The 22998-nt window shown below is 44.1% G+C and carries 26 protein-coding genes and 1 tRNA gene; 10 read left to right on the top strand and 17 right to left on the bottom strand.

Going from position 1 to position 22998, the window contains the following annotated elements:
* The coding region (gene tnpB / locus BMX79_RS05135; RefSeq protein WP_091479897.1) for an IS200/IS605 family element RNA-guided endonuclease TnpB at window positions 1-1056 on the top strand (1056 nt) is incomplete at its 5' end.
* 108 nt (window positions 1057-1164) lie between these two features.
* Here tnpB and BMX79_RS05130 read toward each other — a convergent pair.
* From BMX79_RS05130 to BMX79_RS05125, 3 genes are all read right to left on the bottom strand, one after another.
* Entirely contained in the window at window positions 1165-1545 is a 381-nt protein-coding gene (locus BMX79_RS05130) for a hypothetical protein (protein ID WP_091479895.1), read from the bottom strand.
* A 23-nt stretch (window positions 1546-1568) separates the two neighbouring features.
* Window positions 1569-1742: a hypothetical protein gene (locus BMX79_RS12505; RefSeq protein WP_170230966.1), complete on the bottom strand. Its 174-nt coding sequence runs from the start codon at window positions 1740-1742 to the stop codon at window positions 1569-1571.
* A gap of 341 nt (window positions 1743-2083) precedes the next feature.
* On the bottom strand, window positions 2084-3262 hold the full coding sequence (locus tag BMX79_RS05125; RefSeq protein ID WP_218025347.1) for a M20 family metallopeptidase: 1179 nt from the start codon (window positions 3260-3262) through the stop codon (window positions 2084-2086).
* A gap of 171 nt (window positions 3263-3433) precedes the next feature.
* On the opposite strand from BMX79_RS05125, the gene BMX79_RS05120 reads away from it, so the two are divergent.
* Window positions 3434-4303 (top strand): CPBP family intramembrane glutamic endopeptidase, encoded by an 870-nt coding sequence (locus BMX79_RS05120; protein ID WP_091479890.1) that lies wholly within the window; start codon window positions 3434-3436, stop codon window positions 4301-4303.
* Window positions 4304-4395: 92 nt separating this feature from the next.
* Here BMX79_RS05120 and BMX79_RS05115 read toward each other — a convergent pair whose 3' ends face one another.
* The 4 genes from BMX79_RS05115 to BMX79_RS05100 all read right to left on the bottom strand — a co-directional run bounded on the left by BMX79_RS05115 (window position 4396) and on the right by BMX79_RS05100 (window position 9341).
* On the bottom strand, window positions 4396-4791 hold the full coding sequence (locus BMX79_RS05115; RefSeq protein WP_091479887.1) for a Rid family detoxifying hydrolase: 396 nt from the start codon (window positions 4789-4791) through the stop codon (window positions 4396-4398).
* Window positions 4792-4839: 48 nt separating this feature from the next.
* Complete coding sequence (locus BMX79_RS05110) at window positions 4840-7905, bottom strand: AAA family ATPase (protein WP_091479884.1); 3066 nt, start codon at window positions 7903-7905, stop codon at window positions 4840-4842.
* On the bottom strand, window positions 7906-9039 hold the full coding sequence (locus BMX79_RS05105; protein WP_091479881.1) for an exonuclease SbcCD subunit D: 1134 nt from the start codon (window positions 9037-9039) through the stop codon (window positions 7906-7908).
* Window positions 9040-9257: 218 nt separating this feature from the next.
* Window positions 9258-9341: transfer RNA gene (locus BMX79_RS05100), tRNA-Leu, on the bottom strand.
* Window positions 9342-9526: 185 nt separating this feature from the next.
* On the opposite strand from BMX79_RS05100, the gene BMX79_RS05095 reads away from it, so the two are divergent.
* The 3 genes from BMX79_RS05095 to BMX79_RS05085 are packed head-to-tail and all read left to right on the top strand — an operon-like array spanning window position 9527 to window position 10667.
* Entirely contained in the window at window positions 9527-10075 is a 549-nt protein-coding gene (locus tag BMX79_RS05095) for an SOUL family heme-binding protein (RefSeq protein ID WP_091479878.1), read from the top strand.
* The gene (locus BMX79_RS05090; protein WP_091479875.1) at window positions 10076-10432 is read left to right on the top strand and encodes an HIT family protein; all 357 of its coding nucleotides are present in this window, start codon (window positions 10076-10078) and stop codon (window positions 10430-10432) included.
* Window positions 10433-10475: 43 nt separating this feature from the next.
* The gene (locus BMX79_RS05085; RefSeq protein WP_091479872.1) at window positions 10476-10667 is read left to right on the top strand and encodes a hypothetical protein; all 192 of its coding nucleotides are present in this window, start codon (window positions 10476-10478) and stop codon (window positions 10665-10667) included.
* A 67-nt stretch (window positions 10668-10734) separates the two neighbouring features.
* On the opposite strand, the gene BMX79_RS05080 is transcribed toward BMX79_RS05085, so the two are convergent.
* Both BMX79_RS05080 and BMX79_RS05075 read right to left on the bottom strand, forming a co-directional pair.
* Window positions 10735-11019, bottom strand: a complete 285-nt coding sequence (locus tag BMX79_RS05080) for a hypothetical protein (protein ID WP_091479870.1) — start codon at window positions 11017-11019, stop codon at window positions 10735-10737.
* Between the two features lie 267 nt (window positions 11020-11286).
* Window positions 11287-12306 carry a Gfo/Idh/MocA family oxidoreductase gene (locus BMX79_RS05075; RefSeq protein WP_091479868.1) on the bottom strand — a complete coding sequence of 340 codons (1020 nt, stop codon included), beginning with the start codon at window positions 12304-12306 and terminating at the stop codon, window positions 11287-11289.
* A gap of 192 nt (window positions 12307-12498) precedes the next feature.
* Here BMX79_RS05075 and BMX79_RS05070 point away from each other — a divergent pair, with 192 nt between their 5' ends.
* Window positions 12499-13353, top strand: a complete 855-nt coding sequence (locus tag BMX79_RS05070; RefSeq protein ID WP_091479865.1) for a MurR/RpiR family transcriptional regulator — start codon at window positions 12499-12501, stop codon at window positions 13351-13353.
* Between the two features lie 41 nt (window positions 13354-13394).
* Complete coding sequence (locus BMX79_RS05065) at window positions 13395-13580, top strand: hypothetical protein (protein ID WP_091479863.1); 186 nt, start codon at window positions 13395-13397, stop codon at window positions 13578-13580.
* A 290-nt stretch (window positions 13581-13870) separates the two neighbouring features.
* Here the strand turns inward: BMX79_RS05065 and BMX79_RS05060 are convergent, their stop codons facing one another.
* The 3 genes from BMX79_RS05060 to BMX79_RS05050 form a co-directional block, all read right to left on the bottom strand.
* Window positions 13871-14578 carry an LrgB family protein gene (locus BMX79_RS05060; RefSeq protein WP_091479861.1) on the bottom strand — a complete coding sequence of 236 codons (708 nt, stop codon included), beginning with the start codon at window positions 14576-14578 and terminating at the stop codon, window positions 13871-13873.
* Between the two features lies 1 nt (window position 14579).
* Window positions 14580-14969: a CidA/LrgA family protein gene (locus BMX79_RS05055; RefSeq protein ID WP_091479858.1), complete on the bottom strand. Its 390-nt coding sequence runs from the start codon at window positions 14967-14969 to the stop codon at window positions 14580-14582.
* Window positions 14970-15169: 200 nt separating this feature from the next.
* Complete coding sequence (locus BMX79_RS05050; protein WP_091479856.1) at window positions 15170-15949, bottom strand: acetoin reductase; 780 nt, start codon at window positions 15947-15949, stop codon at window positions 15170-15172.
* Window positions 15950-16275: 326 nt separating this feature from the next.
* On the opposite strand from BMX79_RS05050, the gene BMX79_RS05045 reads away from it, so the two are divergent.
* The 3 genes from BMX79_RS05045 (at window position 16276) to BMX79_RS05035 (ending at window position 18493) form a co-directional block, all read left to right on the top strand.
* Entirely contained in the window at window positions 16276-17025 is a 750-nt protein-coding gene (locus BMX79_RS05045) for a sulfite exporter TauE/SafE family protein (RefSeq protein WP_091479854.1), read from the top strand.
* Window positions 17026-17178: 153 nt separating this feature from the next.
* A complete protein-coding gene (locus BMX79_RS05040; protein WP_174760385.1) occupies window positions 17179-17820 on the top strand; it encodes a deoxynucleoside kinase in 642 nt (213 codons plus the stop codon).
* A gap of 142 nt (window positions 17821-17962) precedes the next feature.
* Complete coding sequence (locus BMX79_RS05035) at window positions 17963-18493, top strand: methylated-DNA--[protein]-cysteine S-methyltransferase (RefSeq protein WP_091479852.1); 531 nt, start codon at window positions 17963-17965, stop codon at window positions 18491-18493.
* Between the two features lie 2 nt (window positions 18494-18495).
* Here BMX79_RS05035 and BMX79_RS05030 read toward each other — a convergent pair whose 3' ends face one another.
* The 5 genes from BMX79_RS05030 to BMX79_RS05010 form a co-directional block, all read right to left on the bottom strand.
* Window positions 18496-19233 carry an NAD-dependent epimerase/dehydratase family protein gene (locus BMX79_RS05030; RefSeq protein ID WP_091479849.1) on the bottom strand — a complete coding sequence of 246 codons (738 nt, stop codon included), beginning with the start codon at window positions 19231-19233 and terminating at the stop codon, window positions 18496-18498.
* Between the two features lie 16 nt (window positions 19234-19249).
* Window positions 19250-20629 carry a Glu/Leu/Phe/Val family dehydrogenase gene (locus BMX79_RS05025; protein WP_170230965.1) on the bottom strand — a complete coding sequence of 460 codons (1380 nt, stop codon included), beginning with the start codon at window positions 20627-20629 and terminating at the stop codon, window positions 19250-19252.
* Window positions 20630-20938: 309 nt separating this feature from the next.
* A complete protein-coding gene (locus tag BMX79_RS05020) occupies window positions 20939-21643 on the bottom strand; it encodes a DUF1129 domain-containing protein (RefSeq protein WP_091479844.1) in 705 nt (234 codons plus the stop codon).
* Window positions 21644-21664: 21 nt separating this feature from the next.
* On the bottom strand, window positions 21665-22765 hold the full coding sequence (ychF, locus tag BMX79_RS05015) for a redox-regulated ATPase YchF (RefSeq protein WP_091479842.1): 1101 nt from the start codon (window positions 22763-22765) through the stop codon (window positions 21665-21667).
* Window positions 22766-22812: 47 nt separating this feature from the next.
* Entirely contained in the window at window positions 22813-22998 is a 186-nt protein-coding gene (locus BMX79_RS05010) for a DUF951 domain-containing protein (RefSeq protein WP_091267780.1), read from the bottom strand.

Here is a 22998-nt window from a genome sequence, read left to right as displayed (position 1 = left end):
CTCTACCCAAATGAAGAACAAAAAAACTATTTTGCGAACTGTTTTGGTTGTGCCCGCTTCATTTATAACCAAATGCTTAGCGACAAGATCGACCACTATAAATTGACGAAACAAATGCTCAACAATACGCCCGCTCAGTACAAAGAAGCGTTTCCTTTTATGAAAGCGGTTGATAGTCTGGCTTTGGCGAACGCTCAGCAGAATTTGGAACGAGCCTACAAAAATTTCTTCCGGGATAAATCCATTGGATTTCCAAAATTCAAATCCAAACACCGTTCAAAAGCGAGTTATACCACCAACAATCAAGGGGGAAATATCCGAATTGAAGATGGTAAGATCAAACTGCCTAAAATCGGATGTGTAAAGCTTGTCCAGCATCGTACTTTTCAAGGCAAGATTAAATCATGTACGATATCAATGAATAAATCGGGAAAATATTTTATATCCATTCTTGTGGAATCAGCGGACGAAACGCCCCAATTAGTTGAACGGAAGATCGGGATTGATTTGGGTATTTCGGATTTTGCGATCACCACCAATGATTTAGGGGAGACTGAGAAGCACAAAAATCCAAAACCGCTGTACAAGTCCGAAAAGAAGCTGAAGAAGGCGCAACGGTCATTATCCCGCAAACAAAAAGGCGGTAAGAACCGCAATAAAGCACGCATTCAAGTGGCCAAAAAGCACGAGAAGATTGCCAATCAGCGCAGAGATTTCTTGCACAAACTATCCAAAAAGATTACAGACGAAAACCAAGTCATTGTAATCGAAACGTTGTCCAGTAAGAACCTGATGAAAAATCATAAACTGGCAAAAAGCATTGGTGATGCAGGATGGTATGAATTCGTCCGCCAATTAGAATATAAATCCAAGCAAAAAGGACGGACACTTATCAAAGCAGACCGATTTTATCCGTCCAGTCAGGTTTGTTCGAGTTGCGGACACCGAGACGGCAAGAAGCCGCTCAACATCCGGGAGTGGGACTGCCCGAATTGCGGGGAATACCTTGACAGAGATATCAATGCCAGCAAGAACCTCTTGGCGTTGGCCAAGTAAAAGAAAATCAATGAGGCAGGGACTGCCTTTTGAGCCTACCCATATCCGATTCCACTGTCTGTATGAAGTCTGTGCAGATAAGAATGGAGTTCGTAGGAAGCCCCCACTTCAAAATCCAAAGGATTTAAGTGGTGGGTAGTTCACCGGGTATTCACCGATTGCCTCCGGGTGGTAATCGACATCTTCCTCAGATGTTATGTAAAAAGGAATGCTGTTTTCTTCATTTGACTGATTTGTCCAGAAGACAGTTCCTTCTCTTCTAGACTCCCAAATAATATCAGTTACTTCCGGTTCTGTTTCAGTGACTTCCAGTGTCTGTACGGATTGTATCAATTCCGCCTGACGTTCCTGTTCCCGCCTTGCATGATTCTGATTGGCTGAGTCACTTCGATTCGTCATGAAAAAAGCAATGCCTCCTAGAAATAGAAGCATGAACATCACCACTGAAAGTGAGCCAAGTATGTATATGATTTTATCCTGTCGTTTCATCGAGAATACTCCTTTTGTACTCGCTACTCTCTCACATCTTCTACAGTTAACGTCACGTACTCATCTGATGGCTGCTCATAATCGGCAGCTGCATCGTTCATTACTACATTGACTATGAATGAAAAAGTCATGACTGCCACAATGATAATTCCCACTGCCATGGCTATCCCAGCAGTGATTTTTAGACGTTTATCCATGTGATTCCCTCCTTTTCGTATTTAATGGTGTTGATTAATGTGCAATAAAAACAGATTCACTTGCATTTAAATTCATTAGTATGATTTATAGTGATATATTCATTTTATTCACTCTTCTATACTTGTTTATTCTAGTTCAGATGATTAGAGACTTCAAGGTGACTGATGATTCTTCTAACTAATGTCACATTTGAGTGCCCATTTTTAAATCGAATTAAACGTTTAGTTTTAAGCAAAAAAAAACCGACCAATGTCTCGACTTTTATCATCAGCCCATATTCAGATTTGATTTCTGAACATGGGATGTAGGGACAGTCTTAAGCATTGGTCGGTCCTGCAATTTAGTCTACGTTTGCTTCAAATTCATCCTTCACGCGCTGCAGCATGTCGGGGTCTGTAATAAGTGCTAGAGCAGTATGGGTCAGTCCGGCAATGGTTTTTTCCATTCCCTGATACGCTTCTTCAGTCAGCGTGCAGTCTCTAAATTCAGTCGTGTGTGCTGAAACGGATTTGCCATTAGTGATTTCAAAATATGGATTTATTGCCGGAACAACCTGACTGACATTTCCCACATCCATTGACCCCATAGAATCCCGCTCATCAGTAATCATTTGAATGCCAAGCTCTGACATCTTCTCATTATATAAGGAAGACAGCGTCTCATTTGTGATCATATTCTTGTAGGCTGCTTCATAGTGACCCCATTCCATTCGGCAGTCCGCAGCTAGTGCTCCGGCTTCTGCACAGCGAATGACTTTTTCACGCAGCTCATTCAAGTAAGGCATATCCATTGCTCTAACGTAAAACTCGGCTCTCGTATAGTCCGGAATCACGTTCGCTGCCTCTCCGCCTTCTTTGATGACACCATGAACGCGTGCGCTCGGGTGAATCTGCTGGCGGAGTGAACTGACATTATTGAAGAAGTTGATGCAGGCATCAAGGGCATTTTTTCCCTCGAAAGGTGAGGCAGCTGCATGAGCGGTCTGTCCATAGAATCTGAATTCAATGGCTTCCATGGCCATGGACGTGCCACTGGCCTGATAACTGTCAGATGGGTGAGTACAGAATGCAATATCTACATCGTCAAAGGTTCCGGCATCCGCCATAGTCACTTTATCTCCATTAGTCTCCTCTGCCGGCGTTCCTAGGACAACCACTGTCCCACCTGCCTCATCAACCAGTTTGGACAAGGCTAGTCCCGCCCCAGTATCGGTCGCCCCGAGCAGATTATGCCCACAACCATGTCCGATACCAGGAAGGGCATCATATTCAGACAAGTAGGCAAGGGTTGGTCCTTCTTTTTCTCCTTTATAAACCGCTCTGAACGCTGTACCGATTCCCAGATAAGGGTATTCCACATCAAATCCATGTTTTTCAAGCAATTCCACATGAGCCTTTGATGACAGAAACTCTTCGTGACCCAGTTCAGGATTAGCATAGATATACTCGCTCAGCTCCTGAAGTTCCGGTCTTAAGTCTTTAGTGATTGAATCAATTTTTTTATTGTACTGCTCACTCATCCGTTTCATCCTCTACTGTTCGTCTTTTTCAGACTAATATAATATAAATGTCCGGTAAATACAAATCGGTTTTTGTGTTATGTCATTGTTACTAACCCTTCTTTTCGGTATAATACACCTAATAAAAAATTATATATTACATAACCACACTAATCTAAAGGAGCGATCCATTTGACCCAGTCTCTACATAGGTTCTCATTAGTAAAGCTAGCTATATTTTTTGGATTTCTGATCGTAATTAGTGGCGTAGCTATCTATCTGTTTTCTCACTCTATCCCTCAAGGAGTATTGAGCTTAGTTCTGGAATTCGGTATTACTTTATCGATATCTCTCTTTGTAATTAGAGAACTGAAAAAAGCAGATGTCTCTCTCCATTCGATTATTGGAGATTTATCCATGAAAAGAAAACTGACTGTCTTTTCAGCTGCCCTATCTGCAGGTAGACTGCTTATTTATTTTTCATTCGCCGGGCTGATTCTACGCCTCACTTTGCTCCAGCCTACGTTTCTAGCCCAAGTAGAAGCGCTTATGAATGATACATCAAGTTCACCTAAATTAAGCCCCAGATCCATGATCGGTGCCGTCCTCTTTGCTCCAGTTATAGAAGAAATTATTTTTAGAGGAATCATCTTGAATAAGTGGGCTGAGAGAAGCAGCAATATCCGTGCCCTTGTGCTGAGTTCGCTAGTGTTTGGACTCATACACTTCGATTCATTAATTGTGCCTCAACTCATTGGAGGGTTGATTTATGGTCTAGTCTATTTAAAAACTAAGAAACTCATCTATCCAATTTTCATGCATGTACTACATAACTTACTTCTTTTTTCACTATTACTTATACCTGTCGATGAAGTACCAGAAACGGCTATTGTAACTGAACAGTTGATCGATGAACTTACTACAGCTTTAAATATAAGCAGTCTGGTATTCATAATAAGTTTGCCCATTTTTCTATTTACTCTATATAAGTACAGTAGAAATCTAAACGATGAGATGACTCCTCTCACTTTCAATACTGGTCTCTATTCCGACCGGACATAACTGGTTACTTGAATAACATGTAAAGACCCTTTCCAAAGCAACTATAGCTGCTGGAAAGGGTCTTTTCTGTGTTTATTAAGGTGTCCGACTACTTAGTCAGCCTTTCCTGCAATAACGTCGATTTCAACTAATGCGCCAGCTGGAAGTGCGGCTACTTCATAAGCAACGCGTGCCGGGAAAGGCTCTTTGAAAAATTCTGAGTATACCTCGTTCATGTCCTGGAAGTTGGAAATGTCGCTTAGAAGTACAGTGACTTTTAGGACATCAGAAAGCGTCAGGTTTTCTTCTGCCAGGATATACTCAATGTTTTTCAATGATTGTCTTGTCTGTTCCTTGGCTGTTTCAGCTGTGATTTTTCCTGCTTCCGCATCGATCGGCAGCTGACCCGAAACGTAAACGGTATTTCCGAATATGACCGCCTGTGAGTAAGGTCCGATTGCTGCTGGTGCCTGTATAGAATTTAAAATGCGCTTGTCTGATGTTGTCATGAGTAAGTCTCCTTTTAATTGGTTTAATATGATAGATCTAAACTTTTACTATACTGTCTGGACACTGACTTGGCTTCCGGCAGTCGTCCGTTCGACAATAATATGAGAAGGGATGCGGGTCTTCAGTTCATCCACGTGAGAAATGATTCCCACTAGTCTGCCGCGTTCCTGTAAATCGAGTAATGTTTCGATGGCTTTGTCCAGAGAATCGGAATCCAGCGTCCCGAATCCTTCATCAATAAAGAGGGTGTCGACACTGACCCCGCCGCTCTGACTTTGGATCACATCGCTGAGTCCCAGAGCCAGTGCAAGGGAGGCTTTAAACGATTCCCCACCGGATAGCGTGTTGACCCCTCTCACTTTGCCTGTTTCGTAGTCGAACACGTCCATATCCAGCCCTTTGGGTTTATTCCCTTTGGCCGCATCCATCTTCCTCTGCAGCTCATAGCGGTTATTGGTCATTTCTCCAAAGCGTTCGTTGGCAGCGATCAGAATTTCATCGAAGTAAATCCCGAGGACATACCGTTCGAATGAGATCCGGTCCGTTTCATTACTTGTACCACCTGCCATCATGGCCAGTTCAGTATATATCCGGTAGTCTTTTTCCAGTTCATCGCTCTTGCCCTGATGAATGGTAATCGTTTCGACTGCACGCTGATTCTGATTTACTGTTTTGACCAGGTCATCCCGATTTTCTTCCAGGTCCGGCAACCTTTCAATAATCGACTCGCACTGATCACGGTAATCATCAACCGGCAGGAGCTTGTCTTCCTTATCCAGATGCGCCTGGACTTCTTTCATTTGAACAGTAAGGCTGTGTCTAGCTTTCTCATAATCATTGATCGCTCGCTGCATCTTGTCAGCTGTCTCGTGTTCTAGAACGAGGGACTCGAAGCTATCGTCCAGCTTACTTTCTTGAAGTCTATGTTCAAAGTGAATTCGCGCCTCTGAATGTTTGTCAGTCAGCTTATTGATGCTTTCCTCCGTCAGTTTGATCGCCTGCTTATTAGCAGACTGCCTGCTGCTTAGATCCTGGACAAGTGACTGATTATCTGAAGCTGCCTGCTCAGTTTTTCTGATCAGTGCTTCTTTTTCTGCGATGGATTCTTTGACCTGCTTCTCAGAGTCATAGGATACAGCTGCTTTCAGTTCACTGCATAATTCACTCAGCTCACCAATCCGCCTAGTCATATGCTGCTCGTCTGATGCCAGCTGAACGCGTGCTTCGGACAACTCTCGTTCCTCTTTTTGAAGAGCCTCCAGTTTTTCTGTCAGCTTGCCTTCAGTTTCCACCCGCTTCTGTTTCTGCTTCAGATCTTCTTCCAGCTTATTCAGTTCGTCTGTCAATTCACGACAGCTTTTCTTCGTCTGTTCAAACGCTTCATCCGCGTCCGTATGCTCAATGCCAAGTTCCTTGCACCGCTTACCGACTGCTTCCGAAAGCTGCTGCAGATGAACACCGATCCGATTATAGCGGGCTTCAGTATCTGCTTTTAATTTCTCCAGACGATCGACGTCTTCTTTAGATACTGAATCAGCTGCTGCGTGAGCTTTTTTAGGGTGATCCGTTCCACCGCAGACCGGACAAGGTTCGTTCTGTTCAAGATCTCCTGCCAGAACCACGGCGATATTGCTGTAATACGCTGACTTGGCTTCATCCAGTCTTTCTGTCGCCTGCTTGAGGTCCTTGTTGGCTTTTGAAAAGACCTGCTTAACTTCAGCACCTTCTTTTCTCAAATCGCACAGTTCCTTCAGTTTTTCGAGTCTCTGCATGGCTTCTGATTTTTTATCTTTCAGCTTGCCGATTCGATCATAGCTATCTGGAAAACTGCTTTTGATGTGTTGAAGTTCCTTCAGCTCATCCTGCTGAGACTGGACGGCCTGCTTGACTGCTTCCATTTTTTCTTTAATCGAAGCCTGTCTTAAGCGGTTTTCCTTCAGCTGTTTTTCTGCCTGACTGATTGCTTCTTCTGTCTTCTCCACTTCGCTCATGCGTTCCAGCTCTTTTTTCAGTGTCTGAATCGCTTCTCTGACACGATCCAGCTTACTCAGTTCGTCCTGAACCAGGGCCTTCTGTTTTTCCGCTTCAGCAAGAGAATCAGTCAAACTCTTCTGCTTGTCAGACAAGTCGTTCCGTTTTATCTGTTCGTCTTTTAACTCCTGGGCCAGATCATGTTCTCTCTTTTTTGCCTCTACAAGTTTTTGTGCTTCATCGTTTTTAGCCAGCTGTTCCTTGTAATCCGCCACTACTTTTTCAGTCGCATCCAGCTCGATTTTTTCTTTATCGAGAGCTGCCTTCTTCTCAAGGTATTCGATCAGTCGCTCAGTAGCTGTTCTTTCTTCCTGAAGATTTCCGATTTTCTGCTTGAGTTCAGTGAGGTGCTTAGCATCTGTTTCGATGAGTCTGGTCGTCTCTTCCAGTACTGTTGGAATGTCGAACTGGTCGATGGCTTTTTCCAGCGTCTGATTGTCTTTGATCTCGATCGACTGAAAAGCCAGACTGACTGCCTGAGCATAACTGTCTCTTTCTTGTTTAAGCACTTTGGCCTGTTCTTTAAGTTTCTCCTGAAAGGCTTCAAACTGGTCTGTCTGGAAAATATTCCGGAAAATCTTTTCCTTGTCCGCACTGTTCGAATCAAGCATGCGCCGAAAGTCCCCCTGAGGCAGCATGACGATCTGCCTGAACTGGTCATGAGTCAGTCCCAGAAGTGCTTCGATTTCTTTATTGGCTTCATTGATTTTAGTGGTGACCTGATCCCCATTATGAAATGCAACACTGGCTGCGACCTGCTTGGTTTTTGTCCGCGTTCCCGGACCGGTCTGATTCGGTTCCCGTCTGACGGAATACCGTTTCTGTCCCAGTTCAAACTCCAGCTCTACGTAACAGAGATCCGTATCTTTCGCATGATCGGATTTATATGTATCTTTTTCACGACCATCCTTTGATGGTTTGTCAAATAGGGCATAGGCAATCGCATCGAAAATCGTCGTTTTCCCTGCCCCCGTCGGTCCACTGACCAGAAAGAGGGCAGATTGATTGAACGCTGTAAAATCGATTTCGACTTCTCCTTTATAGGGTCCAAAGGCGCTCATTTTGAGTTTTAATGGACGCATCTACTCTCCTCCTTTCTGAACATCTTCCCAGACGCCGTTAACCACCTGTTTTCGCTCATCATCCAGCGGCTCGTCCTTGAAATTCTCGTAAAAATCATTGAAGAGTTCCAGGACATCCTTCTTGTCGGCCAGCTGATGGGTACGTGTCGTTTCTTTAGGCTGCCTGTCTTTTTTGGATAAATATTCAAGTCCCATAGCGTAAGGGTAGCGCCGTCTCAGCTGATGCATCGCGTCCATGACGTACCCTTTATCCTCCAGCTCGAAGAAAACATAATCTTCTGATTCATCCTGCATCAGTTCATCAAAGAACCCTCTTACCACCCGCAGGTCCCGTTTAGGATTGGTCGGAATCGTCTGCACATCGATCATGTCTTTTTTCAGATCGACCAGCAGATGCTGCTTCTTATGTCCGGCTTCTGATTTTGAATACTTCACAGGTGATCCACTGTAACGGACCCGGTCTGATTTGACCTTCTGAGCTTTGTGCAGATGGCCGAGGGCAACGTAGTCGAAGGCATCAAACAAATTGACATCAACGTATTCTGCCGTCCCGATGCTTAACGGGCGTTCTGAATCGGAATCTTCCACCGACTCTTTTCCACCGTTCACTACATACCCATGGGCAATCAATATATTCAACTCATCCGGGTTCATTTTTTCTTTAATCGACTCGATCTGGACGCGTGTCGCATCCTGCAGATCCTTGATTTCATCATTACCCAGCAGTTTTCGAATAGCGACATGATCCGCAAACGGCAGGAGATAAAAATTAGCGCCTTTGAGCGTTACTTTCCGGATATCTTTTTTGAGTGTGCCTTCAATGTACAGCTGGCTGGTCGAAAGCAAATCCGCACCGTATTCCAGCCGTTCATTGCTGTCATGATTTCCTGCGATAGCCAGGACCGGTATCCCCGCTTCGCGAATCAGACGAGTGAAAATCTCCGTAGCCAGAATGACCGCCTCTTTAGGAGGAATCGCCCGGTCATACAAGTCGCCTGCCATGATCAGGACATCGACATCTAATTTCTTGACCTCATCGACCAGTCGGTGCAGAACCTCTGCCTGATCTTCAAGCATCGAAAACTCATTGACGATTTTTCCAATGTGCCAGTCCGCAGTATGTAAAATTCTCATGCCTTACCTCTCCTTCTTTCCGTACGTTTCACGTCTTATCTTTGACTTGTATTTTATCAGAAAACTGGCACAGACTAAATAGGACAGTCGGGCATTCCGTTCTAAATGTGTATGCTGGTAACGGCTTTTAAATAAAAATCGAAACATAAAAAAAGCGCGCACCTTCTATATTTGAGGGTACACGTCAGTCTTTCTGAAAATTCATTTGTATTAAATTATGGCCAGGAAGGGAGTTGAACCCTCACGAGCGTTACGCTCACCAGATTCTGAGTCTGGCGTGTCTACCATTCCACCACCTAGCCGGAACATTCACTAGTATAGCACATCCCCCAGAATCTGTTAATACTTTTTTCATACCGGGAGTAAACTTTTATACAAGCTGACCCCTCTCAAGACGAGCGTCTGCAAGAGCTGATTCGTGAAGAAAGTCCTACGGTGATGGTATAATATATACGAAGCTCGACTGGATAGTGAATGGAGTGATCTTATGAGCAAATATGAATCGCCCGAGTATCATGTGCTGACGAAAGAAGACGAGTGTGAGCTAAGAAGGTATACCGATTTTTACGTTGTTGAATATGAGAACTCTAAGGATCCCGAACTTAATAAAGGATTCGGTACACTGTTTAAGTATATCTCCAGTGATAACAAGATGGACGAGAAGATTCCCATGACTGTCCCAGTTATTCAGAACAAATCGAAAGAAACAAAGAAAATGGCTTTTGTTGTCCCTGAAAAATATCGTGATCATATCCCTAATCCCAACAATCCCAATTTGACGGTCCGTAAATTTGAAGAAGGTCTCTTTGCGGCTGTTTGCTATTCTGGACGGACCAGAGAAGGCAAAGAGCTTCGAATGATGAATAAGCTGACACAGTGGCTGGAAGGTAAAGGCTATCAGACAGATTCCGACTTCATGGTCGCAGTGTATAATGGCCCGTTCACTCTTCCAACAGCCCGGCGTAACGAAGTCTGGGTAAGAGTGACCGAGAAAGATTCAATTGAAGATAACAAAAATGATGAAGGAGATAGCTAAATGACTGATTGTTACTACTGCAATAAAGAAAAAGAAGCCTTTCTCATTGAAAATGATGTGGCGGCGGGGTATTATGACGAGTCTCCCTCTTCACCAGGACATTTTCTAATTATTACTAAACGCCACACGCCAGACTTTTTTGGCATGACTCCAGAAGAGCAGCAGGGAGTCAATGACTTGCTCATGCAGGCCAAGGCACTCGTCGACAAGGAACATGGACCTGACGCTTACAATATCGGAGCGAATTGTGGCCCAGCTGCCGGACAGTCCGTGCGGCATGCTCATTTTCACCTGATTCCCCGCTATAAAGGTGATGTTGAGAATCCTAGAGGCGGGGTCAGAAATATCATGAAGTGAGGCTAGTGTATTACTACTATATATCTTTGAGGAGGACCTTTGATTGCAGCCTGAACACTCTAATAATAAAGTCAGTTCCACTCTTTTGCGGTTGATTCTTTTCGGGTTTCTTCTCGTCAATATTTACGTGATGGCAACGACAAAATCAAACATTGCATTGGGTCTTGCGGGATTGTCGTTTGTATTGATTTCCGGTCTTCTTCTTGTGCCCCTGATTACCGAATCAAGAAAATAAATGTCCACAAAGACAAATCAAGCACATGACAGGTTCATTTACCTTGTCTATGTGCTTGTTTGTATTTTCAGTCAATTTTAGTTGAATAATCCAACTCAGCCATCATGAAAAAAGTATCTAGTTGTCTGACTACCCGACCGGAGAAGTTCTGTTTCTCTTCTTCTGAAGCCTCATGAGAAAAGTGGATGTCAAAACCAAGTGCATCATCCGGTAAAGGGTTCATGACCATTTCTTTTCCGGTAGTCAAGCCATTGACCAGGCTGACAATATTGAGCAGAGCAACACTGGTAATCTGCTTTTCCTTAGGTGTTAAGCTATCTTCTTGAGTATTACTGGTTACAATAATTTGCATGCTAGTCTCCTTATCCTGACATATGATGCTTTTATTGTACCTTTTTGTTATGCTTAATCACATCAATAATTAAGAATTGGAGGATTTATCTTGTACACAAAAAAACAGCTGATTGTCTTATTGCTTCTCGTTTGTATAGGACTTGGTATCAATTATTTTCTCGAGCCTTCTTCTCCACTGCCCACTCTTTATTTCTTATTTTTTATCCTTGCTGGTTCGTACTTTCTGTATCAGAATCATAAGAACAGAGAATAACTTCCTTTCAGATTACATTTTCATCTGTCTGATGCCTTCTTCTAGAATCTCAATCTGACGAATGGTTTCATGATCCTTAACCAGCTTCTCTTTTCCATTCACAAGTGTCTCGTAGAGCGCTTCGTAGAAATAACTGTAGCTCCCTTTTTCCGAGACGACTTTTTCCTCGTGATACTGGCCATCTTCAGACATATAACACAGCGTGCCGTAATGTTCCGGCAGATCCAGGCCAAAGTCCTCGTTGGTCGGCATATAAAACAGCTTCAGATGTTCTTCCTGACGGTCTTTTGATTCCTTGATGAATGTGCCTTTTGTGCCATAGACAACGAAACTCGGGCGTTCTTTCAGACGGAAGTAGCTCGACTTGACGGATACTTTAAGGTTGTTGTCATAAAATAAGTCCAGGTCGAAATAGTCGTTCATTCGTCCTTCTCCCAGAAGCTGACGCACATCATATTGAATATCCTGAGGATTTCCAAAGTAAGACAGAACCTGATCGACGGTATGGCAGGCATGGGTGTACAGGAAACTTTCCATGGGATCGAAGTGGTCAATCTGCTCAGGCACTTCCGGACGGAAATAGTCGAAATGCATTTCCACTTCTAGAACATCTCCAATTTTTCCGCTTTCAATCACTTTTTGAACAGTCAGAAAGTCCGAGTCGAAACGGCGGTTCTGATAGCATTGGATAAACAAGCCTTTTTTTTCTGCCAGAGCAAACAGCTCCTTAGCCTGGTCCGATGTTTCCGCAAAAGGTTTCTCGACCAGTACGTTCTTCCCGTTTTCCAGCGCCTCTTTAGCCAGAGGATAATGGGTATGCGGCGGGGTCGACAGAACCACAAGGTCGATATCCGGATCATTCCAGATCTCTTCGCTTTCTTTAACGTACGTCACCCCCTCGACAGCATCCCAGTCAGAGGTATCTCCTTTCGAGAGAATTTTCTTTATCTTAATCGTGTCGACCAGACTTGAAAAAGGGATGTGGTAGCGGTTCGCACTCTTCCCGTTTCCGATGTAGGCAATAGTTAACATATGCTTCCTCCTAATGTGTTGTCATCTCACTTACTATTTAATCACGTTGGCTTCCTTCTGTAAATTATCTCAGTTAAGTGGGCAGTTTTTTCAGAAAAGTCGGTCAGAATTGTTTGTTTACTGAAATAAATTACCCAAAAACTGGTTAGATTGCTGACTTTTATGTACACTTAGTTTTAGGAGGTGGATCGCATGTCATTATTAACAGATCTGAAACACGATGAACAGTTCAATGCATCGGAAAAAGCAGTCGCTCAGTACATAATTACCAACAAGGAAGAAGTCCTTAATTTATCGATTCAGGCTCTTTCGGAACTGACTTATACCTCCCCTTCAACTGTGGTCAGACTCTGCCGGAAAATCGGTCTGAAAGGCTTCAAGGATTTTAAAATCAAGTGGTCCGCCGAGCTGCAGAAGGAATACAACGCCATATCGAATGTGGACCCTGATTTTCCTTTTACAGATGACGATTCTTACGGAGAGATTCAGAAGAAAATCCTCGAGCTGTTCACTGATTCTCTTAATCAGACGAGTCAGCTGCTGTCACCTGATAAGCTTGAACGGGCTGTGGAGCTTCTGCTTCAGGCTGATAAAATCGGGGTATTTGCGTACGGCGATACTTACCTGCCTGCCTTGAATTTCCAGAATAAGCTGATGAAAATCGACCGGTCTGTTCACATGGCAGCCTTGCCTGGAGAAAATCGCCACCTCGCAACAAATTTCAGACAAGGTGACTGCGCCATTGTCATTTCCTATAGTGGGGAAAGTAAGAATAATTACTACATCACCCAGCTGCTCAAGCAGAACGGAGCGACGATTATTGTGATAACGGGCAATCCGTCTTCGCATATTGCTTCGCTTGGAGATTTGATTCTTCCAGTGGCTGAAAGCGAAAGCCAGTCAGTCAAGCTGTCGACTTTCTCGTCACAGACAGCGATCGATTATGTGCTGAACACCTTGTACGGCTGTCTATTCGTTTCAAATTACGACAAGAACCAGTCCAAGCGCATCGCATCCGAGACCCTGTTTCTGGATGAGCGGTTTTAAGTTTGGTCTAATTTACTTATTGAGAGAAAGGGTTGAGTTAAATGTTTATGTTCGATTTTCTATTTGGTTTTATTTATATACTGGTTGCTCTGGCTGTACCCGTACTTGTCATTTACTTAGTGATTCTTATCAGGAGTATATCTAGATCACTTGAGCGGATCGCGACAGCTCAGGAACGAATGGTCGTGAAGGCCAGAAAAAGTGAACGCTTGAAAGAGTCGGAATAAATCAAAAGCAGTTGAGCGGATAATTAAATCCAGTGCTCAACTGCTCTTTTTCAATGATGAAGCCTTCCGACAGTCGTCGGAAGGACCATTATAATAGGGCCCAGGTGGGTTTTAGAACCCACTCAGGTTTCTTTTCCCCATCGAGTTGGTCGCAAGACATCACTTAGAACCAACCCAGTCCTCATTCCAAGGCGAGTGCGTCGCAAGACCATCCTTAGAACCCACTCGGCATCCAAATCCCATCGAGTTGGTTGCAGATGGCATAATACCATCCCGATATCGATCAAGAACTAAAACAGCACACCCACAAATCCCATAACTAACGGGGCCAGAATAACCACGACGATACCGGTCAAGACGATCGACAGCCCAGACATTGCGGCCTGCACATCACCAAGTTCGATAGCTTTAGCTGTACCCATAGCATGTGATCCAGATCCCAGAGCTACTCCTTGAGCGACCGGGTCGTTTATCTTTAGCAAGGCAAAGATTGGCGGGCCGACAACAGTTCCGAGCACCCCTGTGAAGACCACGATGGCTACTGTCAACGAAACAATGCCTCCTAGTGAATCAGACACGCCCAATGCAATCGCCGTTGTGATCGATTTCGGAAACAGGGTCGCCACCAGTTCCTGATTGAACTGAAACAGAATACTGACGATGACCAGTATCGCTGTATGGAACAGTACGCCCAGAGCGATGCCGGATAAAATAGCTGTGTAGTAGGTCTTCAAGTAGACGAAGTTTTTTTCCAGCTTAATAGCCAGTGCGACGGTAGCCGGTGTGATCCACAAATTGATGAATCGGCCACCTTCATTGTACTGCTCATAAGGAATTCCTGTAACCAGCAATAGAATGATGATGCAGGTAATTGAAAAGATCAGCGGATTGAATAACGGGTTTCCCGGCCATCTTCTATGAAACAGTGTACCTAACAGAAAGAAAAAGAAGGTGATGAATAAGCCGAAAAACGGGTTGGTCGATAAAATATCCATCATATCAGGCCAACTCCTTATTGAAGCCGGCTTGCTGGTCAGTTTTCTCATCTTTTTTCCGCTTGAGCCACTGAACGACTAATGCTACAAATCCAATCATCAACGTTGTCGTGACAAATATCGTCACCAGGAGCTGCCACCAGATGTCTCCTAATATACCGAAGTTCGTCATCAGACCTACTCCTGCGGGAACAAAGAAAATCGCCATGTTGTCAGTCAGCCAGCTACCGACTTCCTCTACCTGCTTCAGTTTGACCCATTTAAAATGAAGTGCAAAAAATAACATCACCATCCCGATCACGCTTCCCGGTACAGCAACCGGACTGATCAATGATAAAAACTCTCCTATGAATGAAAATAAAAATATCCAGAAAAGCTGTTTTAACTGTCTCACCTATACTCCTCCTCAAGCTTCTTCTGCTTTATTTTATAGCAAACCCCCTACTTTGAAAAGGAATGAAAGCGCATTTGTTCAACAGTTAACATAAACGACATAAATAATTCTAACGGTTTACACTCTACAAGTTAAAAGTATGTATAAAAAAGACCTTCAAGTCAGAAGGTCTTCTTGATTACAGTGGTGCTGATCACTATTTACCTGAATATCATTCCACCATCTGATATGATTGACTGTCCGGTAATGTAGTTTGATTCATCTGATGCCAGGAAAGAAACAAGGTTTGCTACATCTTCCGGTTCCTGTGTGCGTCCCAAAGCTATATCTTGAGCATATTGTTCGAATGCTTCGCCTTTTTTTGTTCCCATGTGTTCCATCATTTTTTCGTCCAATCTGTCCCACATTGATGTTCCTGCTATACCGGGGCAATAGGCATTAACGGTGATTTTATCTGGTGCGAGTTCCTTAGCCGCTGCCTGGGTCAGACCTTTAACCGCAAATTTTGAAGCAGTATAAGGGGAAAGCATTTCGAATCCTTCTTGACCCGCAATACTACAGGCATTAATTATTTTTCCGCCTTCGCCCTGTTCTTTTAGCTGTCTGGCAGCTGCCTGTATTCCATAAATAACCCCTTTTACATTGACATCAAGTACCATGTCGACTGAGTCCGGTTCAACTTCAACAATTGGAGCGACGTCTCCTTCGATACCAGCGTTATTGATAAAAACGTCCAGACGCCCAAATGTATCGACTGAATGCTTGACCAAATCTGTCTGATCCTCAGGTTTAGAAACATTGCCCTTGAAAGTCGATACATCATAATTACTGGACTTAAACTCTTCTTCTACTTTTTCCAATGCAGATTCATCCATGTCACTGATCACGACTTTAAAGCCATCTTCTGCAAGTCTCTTTGCGATTCCTTTTCCTAAGCCTTGAGCTCCACCTGTTATTACTGCAACTTTATCTTTTGCCATTTAAAAGCCCCTCCTATAAGGTTCTTATCCTTAGCTGACTACCGACTCTGATGTCACCTCTTTCTTTTTTATCTTTAGACCCAACTTACCACTAATTCTGTTTGATTCCTAACGAAAGCGTTTTTATTGCTTTTCACCTTCATTCTCTATGTACACATCGATTGTTGAATTATAAGTCAATCAAATAGAGCTAACAATTGGTACTATATAGTAAATATGGAGCTGGTGCGTAATGACTCTTATTTAAAATTATGTTACCCTTGCGGAGGTATTGTCATAGTTAAAGATAAATCTTGACAATGAGTCTCGGAAAGGAGGACAGGTACTTGAATTATAGTCTGATAATATATGTAGTGGGTGCTGTTTTTCTAGGTTCGCTTATGCGTTCTACTTTTGGCTTTGGGGATTCTGTTGTCAGTATGCCTTTACTGGCTCTGCTCCCGATTCCTTTTTCAACAGCGGTATCTCTTGTCGCACTTGTCGGTTTCACTGTTGCTCTTTTCTCTTTATTTTCAGGTTGGAATAAACTTGATCCAGCCATCTTGAAACAATTATCTCTGTCTACGTTAGCTGGCATCCCCATTGGGCTCCTCTTAGTCGTTTTTGCAGAACGAGCGTGGATTGATTTGTTTCTCGGCCTGCTGTTGGTCCTTTATGCTGGTTATTCATTAGTGAGTGCCAGTAGAACTAACCATTCAATTCAACAGACGGTCAGTCGACCTGGATATGCTATTCCTTTTGGCTTTTCCTCTGGAATGCTGGGAAGTGCCTATAATATGAATGGCATTCCTGTTGTACTGTACGGCACAATGAGAAACTGGACCCCCGATGAATTCAAGGATAACATACAGGCTCACTTTCTCATTTCCAGTATTCTGATTGTGCTAAGCCACTTCCTGAGCGGATTCTGGACACAGGAACTAGGTCTATACTACGCTCTTTCTCTTCCTGTAATAATAATGGCTATCAAGCTAGGAGACATAATCTATTCCAAAATACAAGTTGACAAGTTCAAGACTATCGTGCTAATTATCATCCTCTTACTGGGACTGTTTATGCTTGCTAGCTTGATTTGATTTGTCATAAGTCGATTATCGTACCTGATCTTTCACACCTTTATCACAATTTTTCAGGTATTTTATTCTATTCGCCAGGAGTGGATGTCGGGGCCGTACTTCTGTGGTATGATAGAAAAGATGAAAATAAAGGATGAGTTGGAAGGAGCCACAATGTCTGTGATTGTTTTAGCAGGGATGATTGGAGCTGGAAAAAGTACATATACCACTCTGATCTCAGAAGAATTAAATAGTACGGCGTTTTATGAGCAGGTAAAAGATAATGCGATTCTGGAGAAGTTTTATGACAACCCGAAAAGATGGGCATTTTCTCTGCAGATTTTCTTTCTGAATACACGTTTCAGAAGCATCAAGCAGGCGCTGGTGCATCGACATAATGTGCTGGACCGTTCGATCTACGAAGATGCCTTGTTTACTCGTATCAACTATGAACAAGGGAATATGAGTGAAGCGGAAATGTCTTTATACACTGATTTACTTGATAACATGATGGAAGAAATTGACGGCATGCCGAAAAAAGGTCCGGATCTGCTAATTTATCTTAGGGGATCACTGGATACACATCTGGAGCGCATCCAGAAACGTGGGCGTCCGTTTGAACAGGTCGAAGGGAATCCAGAACTGCTCGATTACTACAAGAAGCTTCATAGCCGATACGACGACTGGTTTGCATCGTATGACAAAAGCCCGACTCTGGTGATCGATATCGATGAAATCAATCTCGAGCTGCCAGGTCATCAGGAACTGGTCATGAAGAAAATAAAGGACGCCCTGAAAGAAACGCAGGAAGTCTAAATAACTTAATAAACACACAAAGTCATCAAACGTTCGGTCTGATTAATCTTCCATAGGATGAATAATTATTCAGTACGTTTGATGGCTTTTCTTATATCATTATCTCTAGGTTCAGCAAAATATTGAAAGGAATGTGATTCTAATGTCTATATCGTACTATGGCTTATTCTCATTCGAACATTGGCAGTTCTACATCGCAGCAACGAATGAAGGCCTGTGCTTTGTCGGCTCCATGCCTGCTTCAGTAGAAGAATGTCTGAACTGGCTGGCTGCCCATTACCCTGACCATTCTGCAGAAAAAAATGAAGTTGAACTAAGGCCATACGTCGAAGCCTTTCAGTCTTATCTGTCAGGCCAGTCACGGTCCATCGATGTACCGGTCGTTCAAAATGGAACGGATTTTCAGAAGAAAATATGGCAAAGTCTGGCTGCTATTCCATACGGAGAGACGGTCACGTACGGTCAGCTGGCTGAAAAAAACGGGCTCTCACCCAAAGCTGCCCGGTCTGTCGGGACAGCAATCGGTAAAAACCCGCTGCTTATTGTTTTTCCTTGTCATCGTGTCGTGCCGAAGTCTTCAGCTCCGAAGAAATTCAGAGGCGGCCTCGACATGAAAGCACAGTTATTAAAACTGGAAAAGGAGCATAAATCGCAAGGAACACGAAAATTTTGATCCTATTTAAAATCAAAGCCGTTATCCACTGGTGCATAGCCTGTTTTCTCTTTCGTATCGGTCAAGTCCATGAATTTAAAGGTGTTGTCAGACAGGCCGTGGACGATCATGAAAGGTTTCTCGAGCGTCACTTCTGCACACTTTTGTATCAGCTGATTCAGATCGCGTTTGCTGATGTATGTGCTGCGTTCACGCATATCCGGCTCCTCGCCGTTTTCCTTCATGACTTCCAGTGACCGGTAGCCGCCAATACGGATCGCAACGACTTCCATGTCAGTTTCACTTCCGTAGTAATGGCCGATCGCTTCACCGAATGCTTTGCTTGCCCCGTACAGATCCGGCGGCCGGACCGGGCTCGTCGTTTTGACCTGCTCATCAGCAGCATAACCTTTTACGGCATGAATACTGCTGGCAAAGATCAGCCGGCTGACTCCCCGCTCGCTCGCGGCCTGCATCATGTTGTAGGTGCCGTCGATATTTACCCCTTTCAGTTCATCGTACTTGGCGAAAGGAGACGGATTTCCGGCAAGATGAATCACCGTATCTATACCTTCACATAATCGTCGACAATCAGAGAGATCTGTCACATCAAATGTAACTAAACGACACCCTCTATCATCCCATTCAGCAATGGCGGAACAGTCCTTGTCCGCAGCGGTCAGATCATACTTATCCACTAAATCTTCAATCAGGCGCGAGCCGATTCGACCGGCCGCACCAGTAAGCAGCAGCTTCTTCATCTGTCACCTCTCCAGTTTAACTGATTTTTCCAGAACGTTTCATCAGATCGATCACTCTTAAAAATGCCAGCTTGTAGCACAGGAAGCGCATAGTGACATCACTTTCTGATGAGAAATAAGCGTTGTAGACACGGTAGCTGACATTTTTCATGCGGTCGCTCATGTCCTTCAGAATGGTTTCTTTAGATTTTGAATCATTTGTAAAGCCTTGAACCCATTCCAGATAGGACACGGTTACTCCTCCGGCATTAGCCAGAACGTCAGGAATAATGACTTTTCCTTTAGATTCCAGGTACTCATCCGCTTCTTTAGTAATCGGACCATTTGCACCTTCAACCAGAATATCCGCTTTGATGTCGGCCTGATTATCAGATGTGATCTGATCTTCAATAGCTCCCAGGATCAGAACATCACAGTCCAGCGTCAGGACTGCATCAGGATCTCTGACTACTCCTTCGACGCCCAGTTCCTTCAGCTCTTCTTCGTTCGGGAGGCGGTCATTCTTTTCTTTGAATGGAGCAAGTTTTTCAACATCCAGGCCATTTTCGTTATAGATAGTAGAGCGACTATCAGATACTGCGATCACCGTATGTTTCTTCTCACAGTTGGCCGCCTCAATGGCTGCAGCCCGACTCAAGTTTCCGAACCCTTGGACAGCGACGATTACATTATCTTTCTCTCCAATGGCTTTGACCGTTTCCTTACGTTCAGTATGATCGTCATTGACCGACAGACTCCCGCTCAGTACAGCTTCAACTAGATAATAGTAGCTCAGGAAGGTCCCTATCCCCGTCGATTCAGCACGACCTCTAGTTCCACCATTGGCAATGCTTTTACCAGTGAAGGTGTTGATAAACGGCTGGTTCGGATGCAGCAGCTTGTACTCTTCCGTCATCCAGTCCATCGTTTCTTCACCAGTTCCGACATCGGGAGCTGGAATATCTTTATACGGACCGATCTGATTCTGCAGCATGCGGACAAATGCTTTACTGACTTCTTTCAGCTCACGCTTGGAGTGTTCGCGTACATTGATATGCACGCCACCTTTTCCTCCACCATAAGGAAGATCATGCAGGGCATTCTTCAATGTCATCAGCATCGCCAGTGTTTCCACTTCTGACTGGTGTACACCTGTACTGAAACGGATTCCCCCTTTGTAGTATCCGCAGGCATTGTTGTGCTGGACACGAAATGCCGGGTATGTACCGATCGATCCATCATCCTTGATGATGCGCAGGTCACTTGAAATCACTTTGTCGATGCCCTTTAGCAGGTCTCCCCCCATTTGAACCCACTGATCTCGGCTGTCTCCCCATTGGGTCAACGCTTCCCTGTCTTCTGCTATCACGTGATCCACTACGTCCTGTATCAGCTGTGTTGTTGTATTTTCAGTCATGAAATCCCTCCGAATGATTATATTAGAATAATTTAATCGTTGCTTTATCATTGTATCATAATTATAAGTTATATGGCGAATGCCAGCTCAAATTTATCCGATTAATCCTTACGGCTTATAATCACAATACTGTACTATGAGTTTCTCCCATAATCTTTTTTCATAAAGAAAAAACAACCCTCAATTATGGTTCTGCCACTGACCTTTACACCGGTACCAACATTTACCTTTACGAACTACAAAAAACCGCCAGCTTCTCCAAAATATAGAGAAGTCTGGCGGTTCGATTGCTAAATAGAAGCATACAGCTTAAATGAGTGTACCTTGAATATTCAGCTTTTTCTTCAGGTACCATTTTGCTGCGAAGGCTACTACCCCGATAACGAGTGTAATGGATCCCGGTATCATCGGATTCAGTGCCTGAGGCAGCATGGCCGTACCGAATGCCATCAGGACGATCCAAGTAATCATGGTTATCGTCGTCGCCACGATGTACTTAATGAATCCACCTTTTACGCCTGGTTGAGGCGCATACTTAGTGATGACCATAACAGCCAGTCCACCAAGCAGGAAGTTCAGAATCATTGTGATCAGCCCGAGTCCCGCTTCCTGATTTCCTACAAGATAAGAAATCCCTGTAATGACGGCAAACATACCGCCTAACAGCAAGGCTCCGTCGAGATAGATCTTCCACGATTCTGAGCGTTCAACCGGACCAGTCATATCAGCGTGGTCACTTTCAGTCAGGTATCGGGCCTGGTCTGTAGCCGTCCCGTAGAGTTTGCGAGCTGTCAGGTGATTCGCCTGTTGAGAGACGATGTTCTTCAGCATCTCATTGAACACCAGTGTCTTATTGTCTTCAGGAAAACCCGCATCGTCAAGCTTGCGGTTCAGTGTCATCATGTATTCTCTGTTTTTATTTGTTAACTGATCGAACAAGGCGTCGTTTTCTCTCTTCTTATCTTCAAGAGTCACTTCCGGTTCCTGTTCAACCGTGTCTTTTTTCTTCGGCATGTGTTCTGTTTCCTCTCTTTCCTACACGTTAAAGCGGAACAAGATAACGTCTCCGTCCTGGACTACGTAGTCTTTTCCTTCTGCTCTCAGTTTTCCTGCTTCACGCGCAGCTTTCTCACTACCTAATTCATTGTAATCCTCAAAGGCTATCGTTTCAGCACGAATGAACCCTCTTTCGAAATCGGTATGAATGACGCCGGCAGTCTGAGGAGCCTTCATTCCTTTTTTGAATGTCCATGCTCTGACTTCTTTTGGTCCGGCAGTAAAGAATGTAGCCAGGCCAAGTAAATCATATGAAGAACGGATCAGTTTATTCAGTCCAGGTTCGGTTACCCCAAGGTCATCAAGGAACATCGCTTTTTCCTCATCATCGAGTTCAGCAATTTCTTCTTCAATCGCCGCTGAAATGGCAACAACTTCCGCGCCTTCTTCCTGAGCAATCTCGCGGACAGTCTGCAGGTACTGGTTACTTTCCGGATCCGCGATTTCTTCTTCAGCTACGTTAGCTACATACAGGACCGGCTTGCTTGTCAGTAAGAACAGCGAGCGAAGAATCGGCAGTTCTTCTTTAGTAAAGTCCAGTACGCGGACCGGTTTTCCTTCTTCAAGAACGGGTTTGATTTTTTCAAGAACTGCCAGAAGTGCGACAGCATCTGCGTCTTTGGATTTAGCCTGTTTTCTGACACGTTCGATTCGTTTGTCGACGGCTTCCAGGTCGGCCAATGCCAGTTCCAGATTGATTGTTTCGATATCTTCTGCCGGATTGACGCGTCCAGATACGTGAGTAATGTTATCATCTTCAAAACAGCGGACGACATGACAGATTGCATCAACTTCACGGATATTGGCCAGGAATTTATTCCCCAGTCCTTCCCCTTTGCTGGCTCCTTTGACGATACCGGCAATGTCAGTGAATTCGAACGTGGTCGGTACGACTTTCGCCGGGTTAACCAGTTCAGCCAGACGATCAAGACGCTCGTCCGGTACTTCAACGATTCCGACGTTCGGATCGATGGTCGCAAAAGGGTAGTTCGCAGCTTCTGCTCCTGCTTTAGTGATTGCGTTAAATAACGTAGACTTTCCTACGTTGGGTAATCCTACAATTCCTGCTGTTAAAGGCATGTATGTGTTCACCTTTCTCTTTCTATAATGGTCTTTCTCTTTGAACTCTAGTCTTTCAGTACTTTTTTCATCTTACGGTCGAATTCACGGCGGGGCATGAGAACCAAATGGCCGCAGCCTGTACATCTGATACGGATATCCGCTCCCAGACGAATAATTTCCCATCTATTGACCCCACATGGGTGAGCCTTCTTCATTTCAACTTTATCGTGCAGCTCATATGTTTTATCCAC

Source organism: Alkalibacterium pelagium (assembly GCF_900109325.1).
Classification (GTDB): domain Bacteria; phylum Bacillota; class Bacilli; order Lactobacillales; family Carnobacteriaceae_A; genus Alkalibacterium; species Alkalibacterium pelagium.
Note: the sequence above shows the minus strand (reverse complement) of the source record. Positions and strands in the feature narration are given on the sequence as shown.